Source organism: Pseudomonas sp. CFBP 8772 (assembly GCF_014841665.1).
Classification (GTDB): domain Bacteria; phylum Pseudomonadota; class Gammaproteobacteria; order Pseudomonadales; family Pseudomonadaceae; genus Aquipseudomonas; species Aquipseudomonas graminis_B.
In genome coordinates, this window is the sequence record NZ_JACYUI010000021.1 from 15140 (window position 1) to 33687 (window position 18548).

Sequence of the window (18548 nt, forward strand, 5' to 3'; positions counted from 1 at the left end):
GTTTTATCTATTTTGCAGCGCGTCGAGTTTAGTCCCTGCGCCCGCAAGCCCCGGGTTTTCCGGACTGTCGGCTGCAAGTCACTGCCGTCAAGGCGGATAAACGCTGTAGCCCGCTCGGGCGGATGAGTAGAATCGGCCACTTGTCTCGCCACCCCTCACCAAAGGAAGGCCCATGCCACAGCCCTACAGTGCGCGCAGCCGCGCCATAGAACCCTTTCATGTCATGGCGCTGCTGGCGCGGGCGAATGAACTGCAAGCGGCCGGGCATGACGTTATCCACCTGGAGATCGGCGAGCCGGATTTCACCACGGCCGAGCCGATCATCAAGGCCGGTCAGGCGGCGTTGGCCGCTGGCAAGACCCGTTACACGGCGGCCCGTGGTCTGCCGGAATTGCGCGAGGCGATCGCGGGCTTTTACGCGCAGCGTTACGGCGTGAATGTCGATCCGGGCCGGATCCTGATTACGCCGGGCGGTTCCGGTGCGTTGCTGCTGGCGGCGAGTCTGCTGGTCGATCCCGGCAAACACTGGCTCCTGGCCGATCCGGGTTACCCGTGCAACCGGCATTTTCTGCGCCTGGTGGAGGGCGCCGCGCAGTTGGTGCCCGTGGGCCCGGACGTGCGTTATCAACTGACGGGCGATCTGGTCGCCCAATACTGGAACGAGGACAGCGTCGGTGCGCTGGTGGCTTCCCCGGCCAACCCGACCGGGACCTTGCTGCACCGGGACGAACTCGCCGCGCTTTCGGCGTCGCTCAAGGCGCGGGATGGCCACCTCGTGGTTGACGAGATCTATCACGGTCTGACCTACGGCACCGACGCGAGCAGCGTGCTGGAAGTCGACAATGACGCCTTCGTGCTGAATAGTTTTTCCAAGTATTTCGGTATGACCGGTTGGCGACTCGGTTGGCTGGTTGCGCCCGAGGCGGCGGTCGGTGATCTGGAAAAGCTGGCGCAGAATCTTTACATCAGCGCGCCGAGCATGGCGCAAAGTGCGGCACTTGCCTGTTTCGAGCCACAGACCCTGGAGATCCTCGAGCAACGTCGTGCCGAGTTCGCCCGACGTCGCGACTTCCTGCTTCCGGCGCTTCGCGAACTGGGCTTTACCATTGCCGTGGAACCCGAGGGCGCCTTCTATCTATACGCAGACATCAGCGCGTTCGGCGGCGACGCGTTCGCGTTCTGCCATCACTTCCTGGAAACCGAGCACGTGGCGTTCACACCCGGGCTGGATTTCGGTCGGTACCGCGCCGGCCACCATGTGCGCTTCGCCTACACCCAAAGCCTGCCTCGCCTTCAGGAAGCGGTCGAGCGTATAGGCCGTGGTCTTCGGAGCTGGCAAGGCTGATGCGTTTCTCTCCTCCCCTTGAAGAAGGCCGGCTGATTCAGCGCTACAAGCGTTTCCTCGCCGACATCGAAACCGCCAGCGGCGAACTGCTGACGATTCACTGCCCCAACACGGGCTCCATGTTCAATTGCATGATGCCGGGGGGCCGCGTCTGGTTCAGCAGGTCCAATGACCCCAAGCGCAAGTTGCCGGGCACCTGGGAAATCACCGAAACCCCACAGGGTCGGCTCGCCTGCGTTAACACTGCGCGCGCCAACAGGCTGGTGGAAGAAGCACTTCTGGCCGGCGTAATCACGGAATTGGCGGGGTTTACGGCGCTCAAGCGCGAAGTTGCCTACGGTCAGGAAAACAGCCGCGTCGACTTCCGGCTGGATTATCCAGAGGGCCCGCTGTACCTGGAAGTCAAAAGCGTGACGTTGGGCTTTGATGACAGCCGTGTCGCTGCGTTTCCCGACGCGGTCACTCAACGCGGCGCGAAGCACCTGCGCGAACTGGCGGCCCTGGCCCGGGAAGGCGTGCGTGCGGTGTTGCTGTATTGCGTGAACCTGACAGGCATTGATGCCGTGCGGCCCGCTGCCGAAATCGACGCGGCCTATGCTGCTGCCTTACTTGACGCAAATGCGGCGGGGGTTGAAGTCCTTGCGTATGGCGTGGCGCTCACCCCTGACGAGGTGCGCATTGATCGGCGTCTTGAGATTCACCTCACCCAGACGCGCCCGCTCAGTCCGCTGCCACCGGGTTGATCCAGATGCCCTGAGCGTCCTCGTCGCAGGCGATAGCCCTGAGGGACTTGCCCTCGCAGGGGCCGGCTACACACTCGCCGCTTTCGATGAGGAACAGGGCACCGTGAGTGGCGCACTGGATCAGACTGGCGCTGGCATCGAGAAACTCATCGGCCTGCCATTCCAGCGCCACCCCGCGATGGGGGCACCGATTGGCGTACACATACACTTGACCCGCTCGCCGGACGGCTAGAATCCTGAGTTCATCAACCTCGAACCCGAGGCTTTTGCCTTCCATCAGCGCAGCGCTGTCGCACAGGTATTTCAGCATGGTCTCCTTGGCGCTTGACGCTCAAATGCAAATAATCATCAAATTCCTGGCCCTGGCAGGCTGCGCATTCTGCCAGCAGTCGAACCCGCCAGTCGATGAACGAAATCCAGCCAGTCGCGCCTTGAGGTGATCGACTGCGCCTTCCTTTATAGGGGACGCACCTTTTTATGCGCTTCACCTCTCAACTGATCGCGCTGAGCCTGGCCTGTTTGCTGGCGATGTGGGCGTCCCTCGCGCTCGGGCCTGTCAGCCTGCCGATGATGGATACTTTGCGCGCGGTTCTTCATCTGATGGGCATGCCCTTGGCGGAGGACAACTTGCAGCAGGCGGAGCTGATCGTGGGCCAGATCCGCCTGCCCCGTACGTTGCTCGGGCTGGCGGTGGGGGCTGTGCTGGCCTTGTCGGGCGTGGCGATGCAGGCTTTGTTTCGCAATCCCCTCGCCGACCCCGGTCTGGTCGGGGTTTCCAGTGGCGCGGCATTGGGCGCGGCGGTGGCCATCGTTGCCGGAGCATCGCTGGGCGGTTTACCTGAGCCGTTCCAGCCGTATTTGCTGTCAGTCTGCGCATTTGCCGGTGGGCTTGGCGTGACCGCAATCGTCCATCAGCTGGGACGCCGCGACGGCCGAACCAGCGTCAGCACCATGCTGCTGGCGGGTGTAGCAATGACGGCGCTGGCCGGCTCAGTCATCGGCCTGCTCACGTATATGGCCGACGACGCCAGTCTGCGGACGCTGACGTTCTGGAACCTGGGCACACTTAATGGTGCCAGTTACGCACGGCTCTGGCCTCTTTTGCTGGTTTGCGCGGCGGTGATCCTCTGGCTGCCGCGCCGAGCCAAGGCGCTCAACGCGCTTCTGCTTGGAGAATCGGAAGCGCGCCATCTGGGCATCGAGGTCGAACGCCTCAAGCGTGAGCTGATTCTGTGCATCGCCCTTGGCGTCGGGGCTGCCGTCGCAGCGGCGGGGCTGATCGGCTTCATCGGCCTGATCGTGCCGCACCTGGTGCGACTCCTGACCGGGCCGGACCACCGCGTTGTCCTTCCCGCCTCAGCGCTGGCAGGGGCAACACTGCTGCTCTTCGCAGACATCTTCGCCCGACTGGTGATGGCGCCGGCGGAGCTGCCAATCGGAATCGTTACCGTGTTCCTTGGCGCGCCGTTTTTTCTTTTCCTGCTGGTTCGAGGCCGTCGCTGATGTTGATCGCTAATGACCTCGGCATCGTGCGCGATGGCAAGCAGGTGGTCGCCAACATCGACTTGGCGTTGGCGCCCGGTCAGATGCTCGGCGTGCTGGGCCCCAATGGGGCCGGCAAAAGTTCGCTGATGGCTGCCCTGTGCGGCGAGCTTGCCCCGACTCACGGTCACGTGGTGCTGAACGACATTCCCCTGAGTCAATGGCGCGGCCACGAACGGGCGCGCTGGCTGGCGGTACTGCCGCAGAGCTCGACATTGGATTTCGCGTTCAAGGTCGAGGAAGTGGTTGCGATGGGCCGCTTGCCCCATGACAGCGGTCAGCAATGTGACGGAGAGATCATCCAGCACGCCCTTGCGGCGGCCGATGGGCTTCACCTGCTCGGTCGCAGCTATCTGACGCTGTCGGGCGGCGAGCGTCAGCGGGTTCACCTGGCACGGGTGCTGGCGCAGGTGTGGCCGGGCGAGGAGGGCCAGATTCTCTTGCTGGACGAGCCCACGTCGGCGCTCGACCCGCTGCATCAGCACACCACGCTGTTGGCCGTTCGTGCCTTCGCCGACCGTGGCGGCGCGGTGATGGTGATCCTGCATGACTTGAACCTGGCCGCCCGTTACTGCGATCAGCTGTTGCTGCTGGCGCAAGGGCGCGCACATCTATCCGGCACACCAGAGCACGTGCTCACGCCTGAGGCGCTGAAGTCGGTGTTCGGTCTGGATGTTCTGGTGCAGCCTCATCCCGAGCGTGGGCATCCGCTGGTGATCGCTCGCTGAATGGGCTCGTGTCGATGTGCATCAGCTGCCTTTACCGATGCAGCAGCCCGTTTCCATTGCCTGTGCGGGCAATGTCCTTCGGACAATTCCTGTAATCACGTAGGCCTGCTCTTTTGCGTCTTTGTGACCGTTCAGGCACAGCCGTTCTCGATTATCGTCGCCTCAAGCCAAGGTATCGAGGATGTGTAATGAACGACTTAAACGAAGCGATTGACGTGCATGCGGTCGATGCGTCATTGGCGCAACTGGCTATAGGCCTGATGGAATTGGCTTCGTTGAATGCCGATGACACGCCGGAAAAGATCATTGCGTTGTGTCATCGAGCCCTGACACCTGTGGGGCATGTTGCCGCCGTCTGTGTAATGCCCCGATTCGCAGGACTGGCGCGGCGCACCCTCGACAGCCTGCATGCGCGGGAGGTCAGCGTCGTGGCCGCGGTTAACTTTCCGAGCGGTTCGCCTTCTGTCAGCTCGGCCGAGTCGGAAACCCAGGCGGCAATTCTCGCGGGTGCCGACGAAATCGATCTGGTCTATCCCTTCCATGCGCTGCTTGGCGGGGACAGACAGATTGGCGCGGACATCATTAACGCCTGTAAAGCCAGATGCGGTCGTGCTGCATTGACCGTCACGCTGGAAACCGGCGTGCTGCGTGATCCGCAGGTCATTCACGGCGCAAGCTGTGTTGCAATTCAGGAGGGCGCCAACTTTCTGAAAACCAGTACGGGGAAACAGGTCCTCAACGCGACACCCCAGGCCAGCCGGATTTTGATTGCGGCCATCGCCGAGTCAGGCGCGCATGTGGGCATCAACGTCTCCGGGAATGTACGGACGCTCAAGGAAGCGCGGGTTCACATGGATCTGGTCAAGGCACGATTCGGCCCACGCTGGCTTGAGCAGGGGAGACTGCGGCTCGGGGCGACCAGCCTGCTGGATGATTTGTTGGGCCACTTGGGAGTAGGGGCCTGAATCCCGGGCAAAAAAAGACCCGGCAAAGAGCCGGGTCAAAAACCGTGATTAGCCTGATGAGGAGATAATCTGAGAGTCCGAACCAAGGAGCCTTTCAGGTTATCGACCAGTCTCGCGACCGGATGTGATAATCATAGTGATTCTCATTTGTAAGTCAACAGTGTTCTGCAGACTATTTTGCTTATGTAATGTGGCGTTCCCGGATTAGCCCAGAACTGGCGTTCTTCAGTTCAGTGTCCATGGAATCTTTGTGCGCTTGGGGCAGCTCGGCCCAAGGGCGATCTGACAGCGCGCCTTCCAGTGAGTAGAGCAGCGCTTTCGAGGCCCGGAATCCCCTGACCTGAACGGCCCGGTAAGCCTGAATCGCGCCGAGTCGCCGCAGATCAGCAATCGTGTGAATACCCGCAGCGTGAAGCCATTGAACCGAGGTCCTCCCCAGGTTCTTCATGCCCAACAATTCGTCATCCATGTGCTAACCCATCCTGTGGTTCCATGTAATAACTTCTCCATAGGCTCGACATAAACTGAAAAGGCGAGCCATGCCGTTTAGCGTAGACGACGCCGAATCAATCTGCAGAGTGTTACCACTCGAACGCGGCGTACGCCGCCGAACGGTAGGATCAGGTTGGATTGGATAAGCAGGCGAGGGCAGGCCCGACATGGCGGCGCATGCAGGGCGAGAGGTTAAAGCGAGGCTTAGCGGGTGCGATAGCGCAGGCGAGTACCGAAATTGACTGACATAAGGATCTCGTCAGCACTCAGCTCTGGCGGGAAGTACGCCCCGGATATCTGTGCATGGGCGATGCTTGCACCTTCAAGTTGGCTCGTCCGGAAGTCAACGCCGCGCAAGTCCGCCGACCTGAAGTAAGCATCAGTGAAGTCGATGCGGTCGGCGTCGATCTCACGCAGATCCAGGCCGCGGAAATCGCCACCAGACAGATCAACAGGGCCCTGCTTAGGGCGCTCGAGGTTGAAGGCGGTCACATCGTCTTTTCGCAACAGTGCGAACAGAGGCGAGTCGAGCTGTTTGGGCTGGTTCATTTGACGTCTCCATTGTTGGTATTCTGACGCCACTATAATGCCACCTACGTCGAGCCGTGAAGCGTTATCCATCACGACTCGACCGCTGGCGGATGCGGGCTATCAGAGCCCCGGCAGATGCTGACGAATGTCGGCGACCAGCTTGTCCAGATCACCACTGACGTTGGTCTCGACGTGGCGGCTGCGCAATATTTCATCAGCGGTCAGCGCCTCGCGACTGGCCAGCTGCGCTTCAATGACTTCCATGGTTGCGTCCGAAGGATCATCATTTTGTGCCCGACGTTGCGCCAGCCAACCCTCGATAACCGCTTTTGGCGCGGCGCAGTCAACGATCAGAAAAGGAACGCCCATTGCCTCGGCAATCTGCGCAGTCGCCTGACGCTGCGGGAGCTTCAAATAGGTTGCATCGATGACCACTGGCAAGCCTGCGCGGAGCACGACACCCGCCAGCTCATTCAGACGCTGATAAGTAGCCGCGCTGACGTCGGCAGAATACAGATCTTCATGGTCGGCGAATGCACGCTTGCGCTCGACATCTGAACGCAGACGGATCGCCCCCAGCGCTTCGACCAGGCGCATCGCAACCTGACTTTTGCCGACCGCGGAAACGCCATGGGTGATGGCCAGATAATTCGACGGAATCGCGCTATAGCTCTCGGCCAGGTTGGCGTAATTGCGATACTGGCGCAGTGTCGCGGCCCGTTGCACCTGATCGGCGTCGGCATTCAGGCTAAACAGCGCCACTTTGGCGCGGACCAGTGCCCGGTAGGCCTTGTAGAAATTGAGAAGCTGAAGGCCCGCATAGTCGCCGGTCAGTTCGAGGTACTGACTGACGAATCGGCGGGAAAGGCTTTTCAGGCCGCGATCCTCAAGGTCCATGGCCAGGAAGCCGATGTCGGCATAGACATCTGTCATGCGGAAGGGCTCGTTGAACTCGATGCAGTCGAAAATCACCACCTTGCCATCGATCAGCGTTGCATTGCCCAAGTGGATGTCGCCATGGCACTCGCGGACAAATCCGTCGAGCTTGCGCTGGTTCATCAATGGCTTGAGGCGCTCGAAACTGCTGTTCGCCCATGCCTCCAGCGCTTCAAGTTGGATGAGGTCAGACTTTTCGCTGAGGAAGGGCAGAATCTGCTCAAAATTTTGCGTGACCGGCGCCATTGCGCTGTCGGCGCTGCCGAGGGGGTTTTCCATCGGCACCTTGGGCGACTTGCGATGAAACTCGGCGATCTGCCGGGCCATGTCGTCGATGTGCGCGGTGGTCAGTTCGCCCTTTGCTTGCAAGGTGCTGAGCAAGCCGTCCTGCGGGAACTGGCGCATTTTCAGCACGTACTCGATCGCTTCACCTTCACCATTCAGCTGCGGAGCGTCGATGCTGCCGGTAACAGGCAGCACTTCCAGGTACAGATCGTCCGTCAGGCGCTGGTTCAGCATCAGCTCCTGCTCACAGAAATGCTGGCGCGCCGGCAGGTTGGTGAAGTCCAGAAAACCGAAATTGACCGGCTTCTTCATCTTGTAGACGTACTGGCCGGTGAGGAGCACCCAGGAAATATGCGTCTCGATGACCTGAAACTGTTCGACCGGGTGAGGAAACAGGGCGGGGTTTTGCAGCGCGGCTATCAGTGTCTGGCTCACGGACGATCCTTGAAAGGTGATAAGGCGATAGAGAAGTAGCGAAAGGCGGCCATTATGGCCGCTGGAGCCATTGCTGCAAACCGCTTAAAGGGCGGTCTGTCGGGGGCTTTGAAAGTGCGTATAATCCGCCGCCATGACCCGATCCCGCACCCCGAAAAAATCCCCCAAACCCACCAACAGCCGCCTGCGCAGCCTGTTGGGCTGGGCCCTGAAACTCAGTCTTGTCGGGCTGGTGATCCTTGGCTGCTTCGCCGTTTACCTGGATTCCATCGTCCAGGAAAAATTCTCCGGCAAGCGCTGGACCATTCCGGCCAAGGTCTATGCACGGCCACTGGAGCTGTTCGTCGGCCAGAAGCTTTCACGCGATGACTTCCTTCTGGAGCTCGATGCGCTGGGCTATCGTCGTGAAGGTGTGGCCAACGGGCCGGGCGCTGCCGCGGTCAACGGCAACACTGTCGATCTCAACACCCGCGGCTTCCAGTTCTATGAAGGCGCTGATCCGGCTCAGCAGATCCATGTGCGCTTCTCCGGCGATTACGTCGCGGAACTGAGCGCCGCCAATGGCGCCAAGCTTGCTGTCGCGCGGCTTGAGCCCCTGATGATCGGCGGCTTGTACCCGAAGAATCTCGAAGACCGGATTCTGATCAAGCTCGATCAGGCGCCGCCTTATTTGCTCGACACGCTCGTCACCGTCGAAGATCGGGATTTCTACCATCACTTCGGCGTATCGCCGAAGGGAATCCTGCGAGCCTTCTGGATCAACGCTTCCGCTGGCCAGATGCGCCAGGGCGGATCGACGCTGACTCAGCAACTGGTCAAGAACTTCTACCTGACCAACGAGCGCAGCATCACCCGCAAGCTGACCGAAGCAATGATGGCAGTTCTGCTGGAGATTCATTACAGCAAGCAGGAGATTCTCGAAGCCTACCTCAACGAAGTGTTCGTGGGGCAGGACGGCCAGCGCGCGGTCCACGGCTTTGGTCTGGCGAGTCAGTATTTCTTCAGTCAGCCGCTGTCGGAGTTGAAGCTGCATCAGGTCGCCTTGCTGGTCGGTCTGGTCAAGGGGCCTTCGTATTACAACCCGCGCCGCAATCCCGAGCGTGCGCTGGAGCGTCGCAATCTGGTCCTCGATCTGCTTGAACAACAGGGTGTCGCCACCCCCGAAGTGGTTGCGGCTGCGAAGAAGATGCCGCTTGGCGTGAGCAAAGTCGGATCGCTGGCCGACAGCTCGTTCCCGGACTTCCTTGATCTGGTCAAACGCCAGCTGCGTCAGGACTACCGCGACGAGGACTTGACCGAAGAGGGCCTGCGGATCTTCACCAGTTTCGACCCTATTCTGCAGATGAAATCCGAAGCTGCCGTGCGTGAAAGCTTCGCCAGGATTTCGGGCCGCAAAGGCGCGGACGAGATGGAAACGGCCATGGTCGTGACCAATCCGGAGACCGGCGAAGTCCAGGCGCTGATCGGCAGCCGCCAGGCAGGCTTCGCGGGTTTCAACCGGGCGCTGGATGCCGTTCGGCCGATCGGGTCGTTGGTCAAGCCGGCCATCTATCTGACCGCTCTCGAGCGTCCGCAGCAGTACTCGCTGACCAGCTGGATTCCCGACGAGCCTTTTCAGGTGAAAGGCGCCGACGGCCAGATCTGGAAACCGCAGAACTACGATCACAAAGCCCACGGCAACATTTTCCTGTATCAGGGCCTGGCGCATTCCTACAACCTGTCCAGCGCTAAGCTGGGTCTGGACCTGGGCATTCCGAATGTCTTCAAAACCCTGACCAAGCTGGGCGTCACTCGCGAGTGGCCGGCGTTCCCGTCGATGCTCCTGGGGGCTGGCGCGCTGACGCCGATCGAAGTGGCGACGATGTACCAGACCATCGCCAGCGGCGGCTTCAACACGCCGTTGCGCGGGATTCGCAGCGTACTGACCGCCGAAGGGGAGCCGCTCAAGCGCTACCCGTTCCAGATTCAGCAACGTTTCGACCCGGGTTCGATCTATTTGCTGCAGAACGCCATGCAGCGGGTGATGCGCGAGGGTACCGGTAAATCGGTGTACAACGTGCTGCCGAGCACGCTGAATCTGGCGGGTAAGTCGGGTACCACCAACGACTCGCGCGACAGCTGGTTTGCCGGCTTCAGCCAGGACTTGCTGGCGATCGTCTGGATGGGCCGCGACGACAACGGCAAGACGCCGTTCACTGGGGCCACCGGCGCACTGCAGATCTGGACCAGCTTCATGAAGAAAGCCGATCCGCTGCCGCTGGACATGGCGATGCCTGATAACGTCGTGCAGGCCTGGGTCAATGCCAGTACCGGCGAAGGCACCGACGCCAGCTGCCCGAACGCCGTACAGATGCCGTATATTCGCGGCAGTGAGCCGCAACCCGGCCCGACCTGCGGTGGGGCAGCAGCGCCTGCCGATTCGGTGATGGACTGGGTCAAGGGCTGGTTGAACTAAGCCTGGTTGAATTAAGCAAAGAGGATGTGACGTGAACAAGTGGTGGATTCCGGCTGTAACGGCTCTGGCTTTGCTCAACGGTTGCGCGTCCCAGACGCGCAGTGCGATTCCGGTGGTCGATTCAGGGTCACGCGTTTCAAACGGCGAGCGCGTTTCGTCTACTCGCAGCAACACCTATCGCGCGCCGGTACAGGCACCCGCGCAGTCGCAGACGATTCAGGAAGATTCTGGTGTCACGGTCATGGTACCCGGCGGCGCCAACGCCAGTGGTGCGCCTATTTCGACGTTCGTGCCACCCGCTACGGCGCCGATCAGCACTGCGCCGGTTAATCAGGCCCCAGTGAACAATACGTACACACCGCCGCCAGCGAGCAGCAATACCTACAACATGCCGGCCTCGGCGCCGACTGGCATTCCGTCTGCGTCCAGCGGCGGGTTGTCAGAAGACGAGCAACTGGATGGGCCGGTGCTGGCGTTGCTCACCACCGCTCAGCAGCAGCAGTCCGGTGGCGATCTCAACGGCGCATCATCGAGCCTTGAGCGTGCTCAACGTGTTGCCCCCCGTGAGCCTCAGGTCCTCTACCGTCTGGCGCAAGTGCGTCTGGCCCAGGGCGATGCGCCTCAGGCTGAGCAATTGGCCCGTCGTGCTCTGACCTACGCCAACGGTCGCGCGAGCCTTCAAGCCAGTCTTTGGGGCCTGATTGCCCAATCGCGGGAAAAGCAGGGTGACGCCGCCGGTGCAGCGTTGGCGCGGCAGAAAGCCAATGGATAAACGCTTTCCGAAAATCGCTGACCAATTGCTGTTGATCGAGCGCGAATTGCGAGTCCTGGGATGGTGGAAGGAAGTGCCGCCCAGCGACGAGTCGCTGTCAAGCCGTGAACCCTTCTGCGTCGACACGCTGGATTTTGATCAGTGGCTGCAATGGATCTTCCTGCCACGCATGAAGATCATCCTTGAGCAGGATATGCCGTTGCCCACGGCATCCGGCATTCTGGAAATGGCGGAGATGGTATACGCCAGCCGTATCCGTGAAGCACGCAACTTGCTGGCGCTGCTGAAAGACTTCGACCGGTTGATTACCGAGGCGGTCTGACCCTCAGTTGCATTGATCGTCGAGGTACTGCTTGACCTCGACGATGCGGGCCTGCCGCTCTTCTTCCGTGAAACGCCTGAACTCGCCATTCACCTCCTGTCGTACCCGAGGGTTGTTCTGCAGTTGGGCAAGGTTGGTTCGCTGTTCGTCGCACGCTTCCTTGCGCTTGGCTTCCTGGGCGGCAACCTGTTTTCTGACCTTGGCATCGACCGCCTCCTGCTCCCGTGCTCCCTCCTGGTTCTGCGGCGGCGGGGCAGGTGGGGCGGAGACGGGGCTCCCTGTATTGATTTCCTGTGCTGTCTGCCCGGCAGGCGGCTGGGCGTCGAAATGCGTGACGCCCTGAGCGTCCACCCATTTGTATATCTGCGCGGCCTGGCCGACCGCCGGGGCGACGGCCAGTGTCAGCGTCGCTGCAAGAATCATCCAGCGCATTCCCGGTTCCTTACTTCTGTGGCAATGGCCGGAAACCTATCACAAGCGGCGCGCTGCGACCTCATTCGGTGCCTTTTGGCGGGCAGTGGACGAAGAAAGCGCATCGATGACTTGACTTGAGAGGGGCGAATCCGAACAATCCAAAGTTCGCTGTAGAGGGACTGCCAGAAGCAGACCGTCTCGGTAGATCATGAGGCGCACACCCGCGCCGACCCGTAACACCCGCAACGCGTTACCTCGCGCTGGGTGGGAAGACCCCGAAACACTTAAGGGGCGATCCCAATACTTGCTCAGTCAGTGCTGACGTAGTCGGCGACCACCGTCGCTCATGCTCTGCTTTGCAGTAAACCTATTAAGACCCGTCTCCTCGCTTGTGTGGACGGTATTCTGGCGTTTTAGAGGTGAACAACGTGGAGCTTTTATCTGGCGCTGAAATGGTCGTCCGCTTTTTGCGTGACGAAGGCGTAGAGCACATCTACGGGTACCCTGGCGGTGCCCTCCTGCATATATACGACGCGCTGTTCAAAGAACCGGCTGTGAGCCATATCCTTGTTCGTCACGAACAGGCCGCGACTCACATGGCTGACGGTTACGCCCGCGCCACCGGCAAGGCAGGCGTTGTGCTGGTGACTTCGGGTCCCGGCGCAACCAATGCCATCACCGGTATCGCGACCGCCTACATGGATTCGATTCCAATGGTGGTGCTGTCCGGTCAGGTCCCGAGCAACATGGTCGGTACCGACGCGTTCCAGGAAACCGACATGATCGGTATCTCCCGGCCAATCGTGAAGCACAGCTTCATGATCAAACACCCGTCGGAGATCCCGGAAGTCCTGAAGAAGGCGTTCTACCTGGCCCAATCCGGTCGTCCTGGTCCTGTCGTCGTCGATATCCCGAAAGACATGACCAACCCGGCAGAGAAGTTCGAATACATCTTCCCCAAGAAAGCCAAGCTGCGCTCCTACAGCCCGGCGGTCCGCGGCCATTCCGGCCAGATCCGCAAGGCCGTGGAAATGCTGGTCGCGGCCAAGCGCCCGGTCATCTACGCAGGCGGCGGCGTGATCATGGGCAACGGTTCGGCGCCATTGACCGAACTGGCGCAGCAATTGAACGCTCCGGTCACCAACACGTTGATGGGCCTGGGTGCTTATCCAGGCACCGATCGCCAGTTCGTCGGCATGCTGGGGATGCATGGCAGCTACACCGCCAACCTGGCGATGCACCACGCCGATGTGATTCTTGCGGTGGGCGCGCGGTTCGACGATCGCGTGATCAACGGGCCGGCGAAATTTTGCCCGAACGCCAAAATCATTCACGTCGACATCGACCCGGCGTCCATCTCCAAGACCATCAAGGCCGACGTGCCAATCGTCGGGCCGGTCGAGAGCGTGCTGACCGAGATGGTTGCGACCCTCAAAGAGCTCGCCGAAACCCCTAACAAGGAGTCGGTCGCGACGTGGTGGAAGCAGATCGAAGAATGGCGCGCCGGCGGTGACCTGTTCCCTTACAACCGTGGCGACGGAAGCGTCATCAAGCCGCAGACTGTGATCGAGACGCTGTGCGAAGTGACCAAAGGCGATGCCTACGTCACCTCCGATGTGGGGCAGCACCAGATGTTCGCGGCTCAGTACTACCGCTTCAACAAACCCAATCGCTGGATCAACTCCGGCGGCCTCGGCACCATGGGCTTCGGCCTGCCGGCCGCGATGGGTGTTGCGCTGAGTTTCCCGAATGACAATGTCGCCTGCGTCACCGGCGAAGGCAGCATTCAGATGAACATTCAGGAGCTGTCGACCTGTCTGCAGTACAACCTGCCGGTGAAGATCATCCTGCTCAACAACGGCGTGCTCGGCATGGTCCGTCAGTGGCAGGACATGAGCTACAGCGGTCGTCACTCGCATTCCTACATGGAGTCGCTGCCTGACTTCGTGAAGCTGGTCGAGGCTTACGGGCACGTCGGCATGCGCATCACCGATCTCAAGGACCTGAAGCCGAAGATGGAAGAAGCGTTCGCCATGAAAGATCGGCTGGTGTTCCTCGATATCAAGGTCGATGTCGGCGAGCACGTCTATCCGATGCAGATCAGAGACGGGTCCATGCGTGACATGTGGCTGAGCAAGACGGAGCGGACATAACCATGCGCCACATCATTTCGCTATTGCTGGAAAACGAACCGGGTGCGCTGTCTCGTGTGGTCGGCCTGTTTTCGCAGCGCAACTACAACATCGAAAGCCTGACAGTGGCGCCAACCGAGGACCCGACCCTGTCGCGTCTGACGCTGACCACCGTTGGCCAAGATGAAGTGATCGAGCAAATCACCAAGAACCTCAACAAGCTGGTCGAAGTGGTCAAGCTGGTCGACCTGTCGGAAAGCGCCCACATCGAGCGCGAGCTGATGCTGATCAAGGTGAAAGCCACTGGCGCCCAGCGTGCCGAGATCAAGCGCACTACCGACATTTTCCGCGGCCAGATCGTCGACGTCTCCAGCAGCGTCTATACCGTGCAGTTGACCGGGACAAGCGACAAGCTGGACAGCTTCATCCAGGCGATTGGCACTACTGCCATTCTGGAAACCGTACGAAGCGGCGTCACGGGCATTGCCCGCGGCGACAAAGTGCTGAGCATCTAACCTAATTTTGCAAATGGCCTTGCGGCCAAGTTATCAGGGGAATTTCATGAAAGTTTATTACGACAAAGACTGCGACCTTTCGATCATCCAGGGAAAAAAAGTTGCCATCATCGGTTACGGTTCTCAGGGCCACGCTCAAGCGTGCAACCTGAAAGACTCCGGCGTTGATGTCACTGTTGGCCTGCGCAAGGGTTCGGGTACTGTCGCCAAAGCTGAAGCTCACGGCCTGAAAGTGACTGACGTGGCTTCCGCCGTCGCCGCTGCAGACCTGGTCATGATCCTGACCCCGGACGAATTCCAGTCCCAGCTGTACAAGAACGAAATCGAGCCGAACATCAAGAAGGGCGCAACACTGGCCTTCTCCCACGGCTTCGCGATTCACTACAACCAGGTTGTTCCTCGTGCCGATCTCGACGTGATCATGATCGCGCCAAAAGCACCAGGCCACACCGTGCGTACAGAATTCGTCAAAGGCGGTGGCATCCCTGACCTGATCGCCGTTTACCAAGACGCCTCGGGCAACGCCAAGAACGTCGCTCTGTCGTACGCGTCGGGTGTTGGCGGCGGCCGTACCGGTATCATCGAAACCACCTTCAAGGACGAAACCGAAACCGACCTGTTCGGCGAGCAAGCCGTTCTGTGTGGCGGTACTGTTGAACTGGTCAAAGCCGGTTTCGAGACCCTGGTTGAAGCCGGTTATGCGCCGGAAATGGCTTACTTCGAGTGCCTGCACGAACTGAAGCTGATCGTCGACCTCATGTACGAAGGCGGCATCGCCAACATGAACTACTCGATCTCCAACAACGCGGAATACGGCGAGTACGTTACCGGCCCGGAAGTCATCAATGCCGAATCCCGCCAGGCCATGCGCAACGCTCTGAAGCGCATCCAGGACGGCGAGTACGCCAAAATGTTCATCGCCGAGGGCGCCAGCGGCTACCCGTCGATGACCGCCAAGCGTCGCAACAACAAGGCGCACGGCCTGGAAATCATCGGTGAGCAACTGCGCTCGATGATGCCTTGGATCGCGAAGAACAAGATCGTCGACCAAGCCAAGAACTAAGATCACCGATCAGGTTCCTGCAGTAAAAAACGCGGCCCTCGGGTCGCGTTTTTTCGTTATGGGGGCTCATCTGGTATAAAGCTGCATCGTTTGTCGGCCCAGAGGCCACAAGCATTTGTCGAAATTCTTCAGCTGCAAGGTATTGTCCATGAGCGAACGTCCCGAAGAGCCGAACAAGGCTGCTGACGCCGAAAGCCTGCTACCGATTGATGAACACATTGAAGAGGGTCACGACGACGAGGGGCGCCAAGTGCGCCATCGCGGCATCTACCTGCTACCCAATCTGTTCACCACTGCGAACCTGTTCGCCGGCTTCTACGCAATCATCAGCGCCATGAGTGCGCAGAGTGCATTGAGCGCGGGTGATCAGGCGAGCGCGAGCAAATACTTCGCGTTTTCCGCCATCGCCATCTTCGTTGCCATGGTCCTGGATGGTCTGGACGGCCGTGTTGCGCGGATGACAAACACCCAGAGCGCATTCGGCGCAGAGTACGACTCGCTGTCCGATATGGTTGCTTTTGGCGTGGCGCCGGCGCTGTTGGCGTTTGGCTGGGCGCTGGGTGACATGGGCAAGGTCGGCTGGATGGTCGCCTTCATCTATGTGGCGGGGGCAGCGTTGCGTCTGGCCCGGTTCAACACCCAGGTGGGCAAGGCGGACAAGCGTTACTTTATTGGCCTGGCAAGTCCTGCCGCCGCAGGCGTTGTCGCGGGCACCGTCTGGGCGTTCAGCGATTACGGCATCCAGGGTTCGAAACTGTCGTTTCTGGTTGCACTATTGGTCGCGGCAGCGGGCATGCTGATGGTCAGCAACATCAAGTACAACAGCTTCAAAGAGCTGGATCTGAAAGGGCGGGTGCCGTTTGTTGCGATTCTGGCCGTCGTTTTGGTATTCGCTGTGGTGTTCAGTGATCCGCCGCGCATTCTGCTGCTAATTTTCCTTGGATATGCAGCTTCCGGTCCTATCCAGTACCTGCTGCGTCTACGTCGCCAGAGGTAGTTCGCCGACCGTTATTTCCCGCATACTCCGCCGCTATAGATGCTTCAGTTCTCCATAGCTGCGGAGTCATCATGCTGATCAAGATCCCCTCTACGTCCGATTGCAAAGAGTCGGATGTCACACCCGAATCCTTTTATCTCTCGCGTCGCGCATTGCTCGGAAGCAGTCTTGCGGGGCTCGCCGTCAGCGCAATGCCTCGCTGGGCGCAAGCCGAAGAAGCCTCGCGCTATACCGACGTCGAAGCCGGCGCTGCCCCTGATTGGTTCAAAGGCAAGTTACCTTCAACGAAGTGGCAAGCCGTTACCGTCAAGGACGAGACGATTACGCCGTTCAAGGACGCGACCCACTACAACAACTTCTACGAGTTCGGCACCGACAAGGGTGATCCCGCGCAAAACGCCGGCTCGCTGAAAACCGAACCGTGGAGCGTCGTCATTGACGGGGAGGTGGCCAAGCCTGGCCGCTACGCACTGGAAGACTTCATGAAGCCCTATCAGCTGGAAGAGCGTATCTATCGTCTGCGCTGCGTAGAAGCGTGGTCGATGGTGATTCCATGGCTGGGCTTCCCGATCTCCGAGCTGCTCAAGCAGGTTGAACCGACGGCGAATGCCAAATACATCCGGTTTGAAACGCTGCAGGACCCGAAGACCATGCCCGGCCAGCGCTCCGGCTTTGCGTTGATCGACTGGCCTTATGTAGAAGGGCTTCGTCTGGATGAGGCGATGAACCCGCTCGCGATTCTGGCGGTGGGCATGTATGGAAGGGAACTGCCCAATCAGAACGGCGCGCCGTTGCGTCTGGTGGTGCCTTGGAAATATGGCTTTAAAAGCGTGAAGTCCATCGTGCGCATCAGTCTGACAAGCGAGCAACCGAAGACGACCTGGCAAAGCATTGCGGCAAGCGAGTACGGTTTCTATGCCAATGTGAACCCGACGGTTGATCATCCACGCTGGACCCAGGCACGCGAGCGGCGTCTGCCCAGCGGGCTGTTCAGCCCGAATATTCGCCAGACCGAGATGTTTAACGGGTACGGGGAGCAGGTTGCTTCTCTTTATACAGGCCTGGACCTACGGAAAAACTATTGATGCGTTTCATCTACTGGCGTGTGTCGGTGTTCGTCGCAGCGGCTTTGGTCCCCCTGTATTGGCTCTACCAGGCGTGGATTTTTGCTTTGGGGCCTGATCCTGGAAAGGTACTAGTTGATCGCTTGGGCTTGGGGACGTTGATCCTGCTTTTGATTACGCTGGCGATGACCCCATTGCAGCGCACGACGGGCTGGCCCGGATGGATCGCCGTTCGCCGGCAGCTGGGGCTGTGGTGTTTCACGTATGTGTCTCTGCACATGCTGGGTTATGGCTTTTTTATCCTGGGCTTTGACTGGGCGCAGTTGGGCGTAGAACTGGTCAAACGGCCCTACATTATTGTCGGGGCGCTGGGTTTCCTGGGGCTGTTGTCGCTGGCGGTCACGTCCAATCGCTATAGCCAGCGCCGTTTGGGAATGCGCTGGAAGAAACTTCATCGGCTCAGTTACCTGATTTTGGGCCTGGGTTTGCTGCATATGCTGTGGATCGTGCGGGCGGATCTGAAAGAGTGGGCTGTATATGCAACGATTGGCGCGTTGCTTCTGGTGCTGCGGATCCCCGCAATTGCTAAGCGTATACAGCGTCGCCAGGTTAAGAGCAGCAGTGTTCCCACTAAAGTTTAAATAAGTGCTTGACGCATCTCTGGATCTGTCTATAATTCGCCCCACTTCCGGCGCAGACGAAACGGAAAACTCCTTGATAATCAAAGAGTTGGGCGAAGTAAGCAGCGAGGAGTGCTTCGGTTCAGATGCTTGAATCGACAGCGGTGAAAAAGGCAGTTGACAGCAGGTTGT

19 protein-coding genes are annotated in these 18548 nt (G+C 59.8%); 14 read left to right on the plus strand and 5 right to left on the minus strand.

Annotated features, from left to right (window positions below; translation table 11 throughout):
* Positions 1-172: 172 nt before the first annotated feature.
* Together IFT99_RS25275 and sfsA are read left to right on the plus strand one after the other, a co-directional pair.
* Positions 173-1345, plus strand: coding sequence for a pyridoxal phosphate-dependent aminotransferase (locus tag IFT99_RS25275; RefSeq protein WP_192135958.1), 1173 nt, complete (start codon positions 173-175; stop codon positions 1343-1345).
* Positions 1345-2088, plus strand: a complete 744-nt coding sequence (gene sfsA, locus IFT99_RS25280; RefSeq protein ID WP_065988291.1) for a DNA/RNA nuclease SfsA — start codon at positions 1345-1347, stop codon at positions 2086-2088. Before IFT99_RS25275 ends, sfsA begins: the two co-directional genes overlap by 1 nt.
* Here sfsA and IFT99_RS25285 read toward each other — a convergent pair.
* Positions 2066-2395: a Rieske (2Fe-2S) protein gene (locus IFT99_RS25285; RefSeq protein WP_065988468.1), complete on the minus strand. Its 330-nt coding sequence runs from the start codon at positions 2393-2395 to the stop codon at positions 2066-2068. The two genes, sfsA and IFT99_RS25285, sit on opposite strands and share 23 nt — an antisense overlap.
* 212 nt (positions 2396-2607) lie before the next feature.
* Between IFT99_RS25285 and IFT99_RS25290 the strand changes: the two genes are divergently transcribed.
* The 3 genes from IFT99_RS25290 (at position 2608) to deoC (ending at position 5323) form a co-directional block, all read left to right on the plus strand.
* Positions 2608-3591, plus strand: a complete 984-nt coding sequence (locus tag IFT99_RS25290) for a FecCD family ABC transporter permease (protein WP_192135973.1) — start codon at positions 2608-2610, stop codon at positions 3589-3591.
* Positions 3591-4358 (plus strand): heme ABC transporter ATP-binding protein, encoded by a 768-nt coding sequence (locus IFT99_RS25295; protein ID WP_192135960.1) that lies wholly within the window; start codon positions 3591-3593, stop codon positions 4356-4358. The genes IFT99_RS25290 and IFT99_RS25295 overlap by 1 nt, the downstream gene beginning before the upstream one ends.
* A gap of 188 nt (positions 4359-4546) precedes the next feature.
* A complete protein-coding gene (deoC, locus tag IFT99_RS25300) occupies positions 4547-5323 on the plus strand; it encodes a deoxyribose-phosphate aldolase (protein WP_192135962.1) in 777 nt (258 codons plus the stop codon).
* Positions 5324-5504: 181 nt separating this feature from the next.
* Here deoC and IFT99_RS25305 read toward each other — a convergent pair whose 3' ends face one another.
* The 3 genes from IFT99_RS25305 to IFT99_RS25315 all read right to left on the minus strand — a co-directional run bounded on the left by IFT99_RS25305 (position 5505) and on the right by IFT99_RS25315 (position 8002).
* Entirely contained in the window at positions 5505-5792 is a 288-nt protein-coding gene (locus tag IFT99_RS25305; RefSeq protein WP_192135964.1) for a TfoX/Sxy family protein, read from the minus strand.
* 227 nt (positions 5793-6019) lie between these two features.
* Positions 6020-6364, minus strand: coding sequence for a pentapeptide repeat-containing protein (locus IFT99_RS25310; protein WP_065988287.1), 345 nt, complete (start codon positions 6362-6364; stop codon positions 6020-6022).
* Positions 6365-6466: 102 nt separating this feature from the next.
* On the minus strand, positions 6467-8002 hold the full coding sequence (locus IFT99_RS25315) for an AAA family ATPase (protein WP_192135966.1): 1536 nt from the start codon (positions 8000-8002) through the stop codon (positions 6467-6469).
* A 133-nt stretch (positions 8003-8135) separates the two neighbouring features.
* Between IFT99_RS25315 and mrcB the strand changes: the two genes are divergently transcribed.
* From mrcB to IFT99_RS25330, 3 genes are read left to right on the plus strand one after another with little or no spacing between them, the layout of a single operon-like run.
* Positions 8136-10457, plus strand: coding sequence for a penicillin-binding protein 1B (mrcB, locus tag IFT99_RS25320; protein ID WP_065988285.1), 2322 nt, complete (start codon positions 8136-8138; stop codon positions 10455-10457).
* A gap of 31 nt (positions 10458-10488) precedes the next feature.
* On the plus strand, positions 10489-11229 hold the full coding sequence (locus tag IFT99_RS25325) for a hypothetical protein (protein WP_192135968.1): 741 nt from the start codon (positions 10489-10491) through the stop codon (positions 11227-11229).
* A complete protein-coding gene (locus tag IFT99_RS25330) occupies positions 11222-11551 on the plus strand; it encodes a YqcC family protein (protein ID WP_065988283.1) in 330 nt (109 codons plus the stop codon). The genes IFT99_RS25325 and IFT99_RS25330 overlap by 8 nt, the downstream gene beginning before the upstream one ends.
* Positions 11552-11554: 3 nt before the next feature.
* Here the strand turns inward: IFT99_RS25330 and IFT99_RS25335 are convergent, their stop codons facing one another.
* Complete coding sequence (locus IFT99_RS25335; RefSeq protein WP_065988282.1) at positions 11555-11983, minus strand: DUF4124 domain-containing protein; 429 nt, start codon at positions 11981-11983, stop codon at positions 11555-11557.
* A gap of 410 nt (positions 11984-12393) precedes the next feature.
* Here IFT99_RS25335 and IFT99_RS25340 point away from each other — a divergent pair, with 410 nt between their 5' ends.
* From IFT99_RS25340 to msrQ, 6 genes are all read left to right on the plus strand, one after another.
* The gene (locus tag IFT99_RS25340; RefSeq protein WP_192135969.1) at positions 12394-14118 is read left to right on the plus strand and encodes an acetolactate synthase 3 large subunit; all 1725 of its coding nucleotides are present in this window, start codon (positions 12394-12396) and stop codon (positions 14116-14118) included.
* A gap of 2 nt (positions 14119-14120) precedes the next feature.
* Complete coding sequence (gene ilvN, locus IFT99_RS25345) at positions 14121-14612, plus strand: acetolactate synthase small subunit (protein WP_065988281.1); 492 nt, start codon at positions 14121-14123, stop codon at positions 14610-14612.
* 46 nt (positions 14613-14658) lie between these two features.
* A complete protein-coding gene (gene ilvC / locus IFT99_RS25350) occupies positions 14659-15675 on the plus strand; it encodes a ketol-acid reductoisomerase (protein ID WP_065988280.1) in 1017 nt (338 codons plus the stop codon).
* Between the two features lie 148 nt (positions 15676-15823).
* Positions 15824-16672, plus strand: coding sequence for a CDP-diacylglycerol--serine O-phosphatidyltransferase (gene pssA, locus IFT99_RS25355; protein ID WP_065988279.1), 849 nt, complete (start codon positions 15824-15826; stop codon positions 16670-16672).
* A gap of 71 nt (positions 16673-16743) precedes the next feature.
* Complete coding sequence (gene msrP / locus IFT99_RS25360; protein WP_065988278.1) at positions 16744-17757, plus strand: protein-methionine-sulfoxide reductase catalytic subunit MsrP; 1014 nt, start codon at positions 16744-16746, stop codon at positions 17755-17757.
* Positions 17757-18377, plus strand: a complete 621-nt coding sequence (gene msrQ, locus IFT99_RS25365; RefSeq protein ID WP_192135971.1) for a protein-methionine-sulfoxide reductase heme-binding subunit MsrQ — start codon at positions 17757-17759, stop codon at positions 18375-18377. The genes msrP and msrQ overlap by 1 nt, the downstream gene beginning before the upstream one ends.
* The last annotated feature ends 171 nt before the right edge of the window (positions 18378-18548 follow it).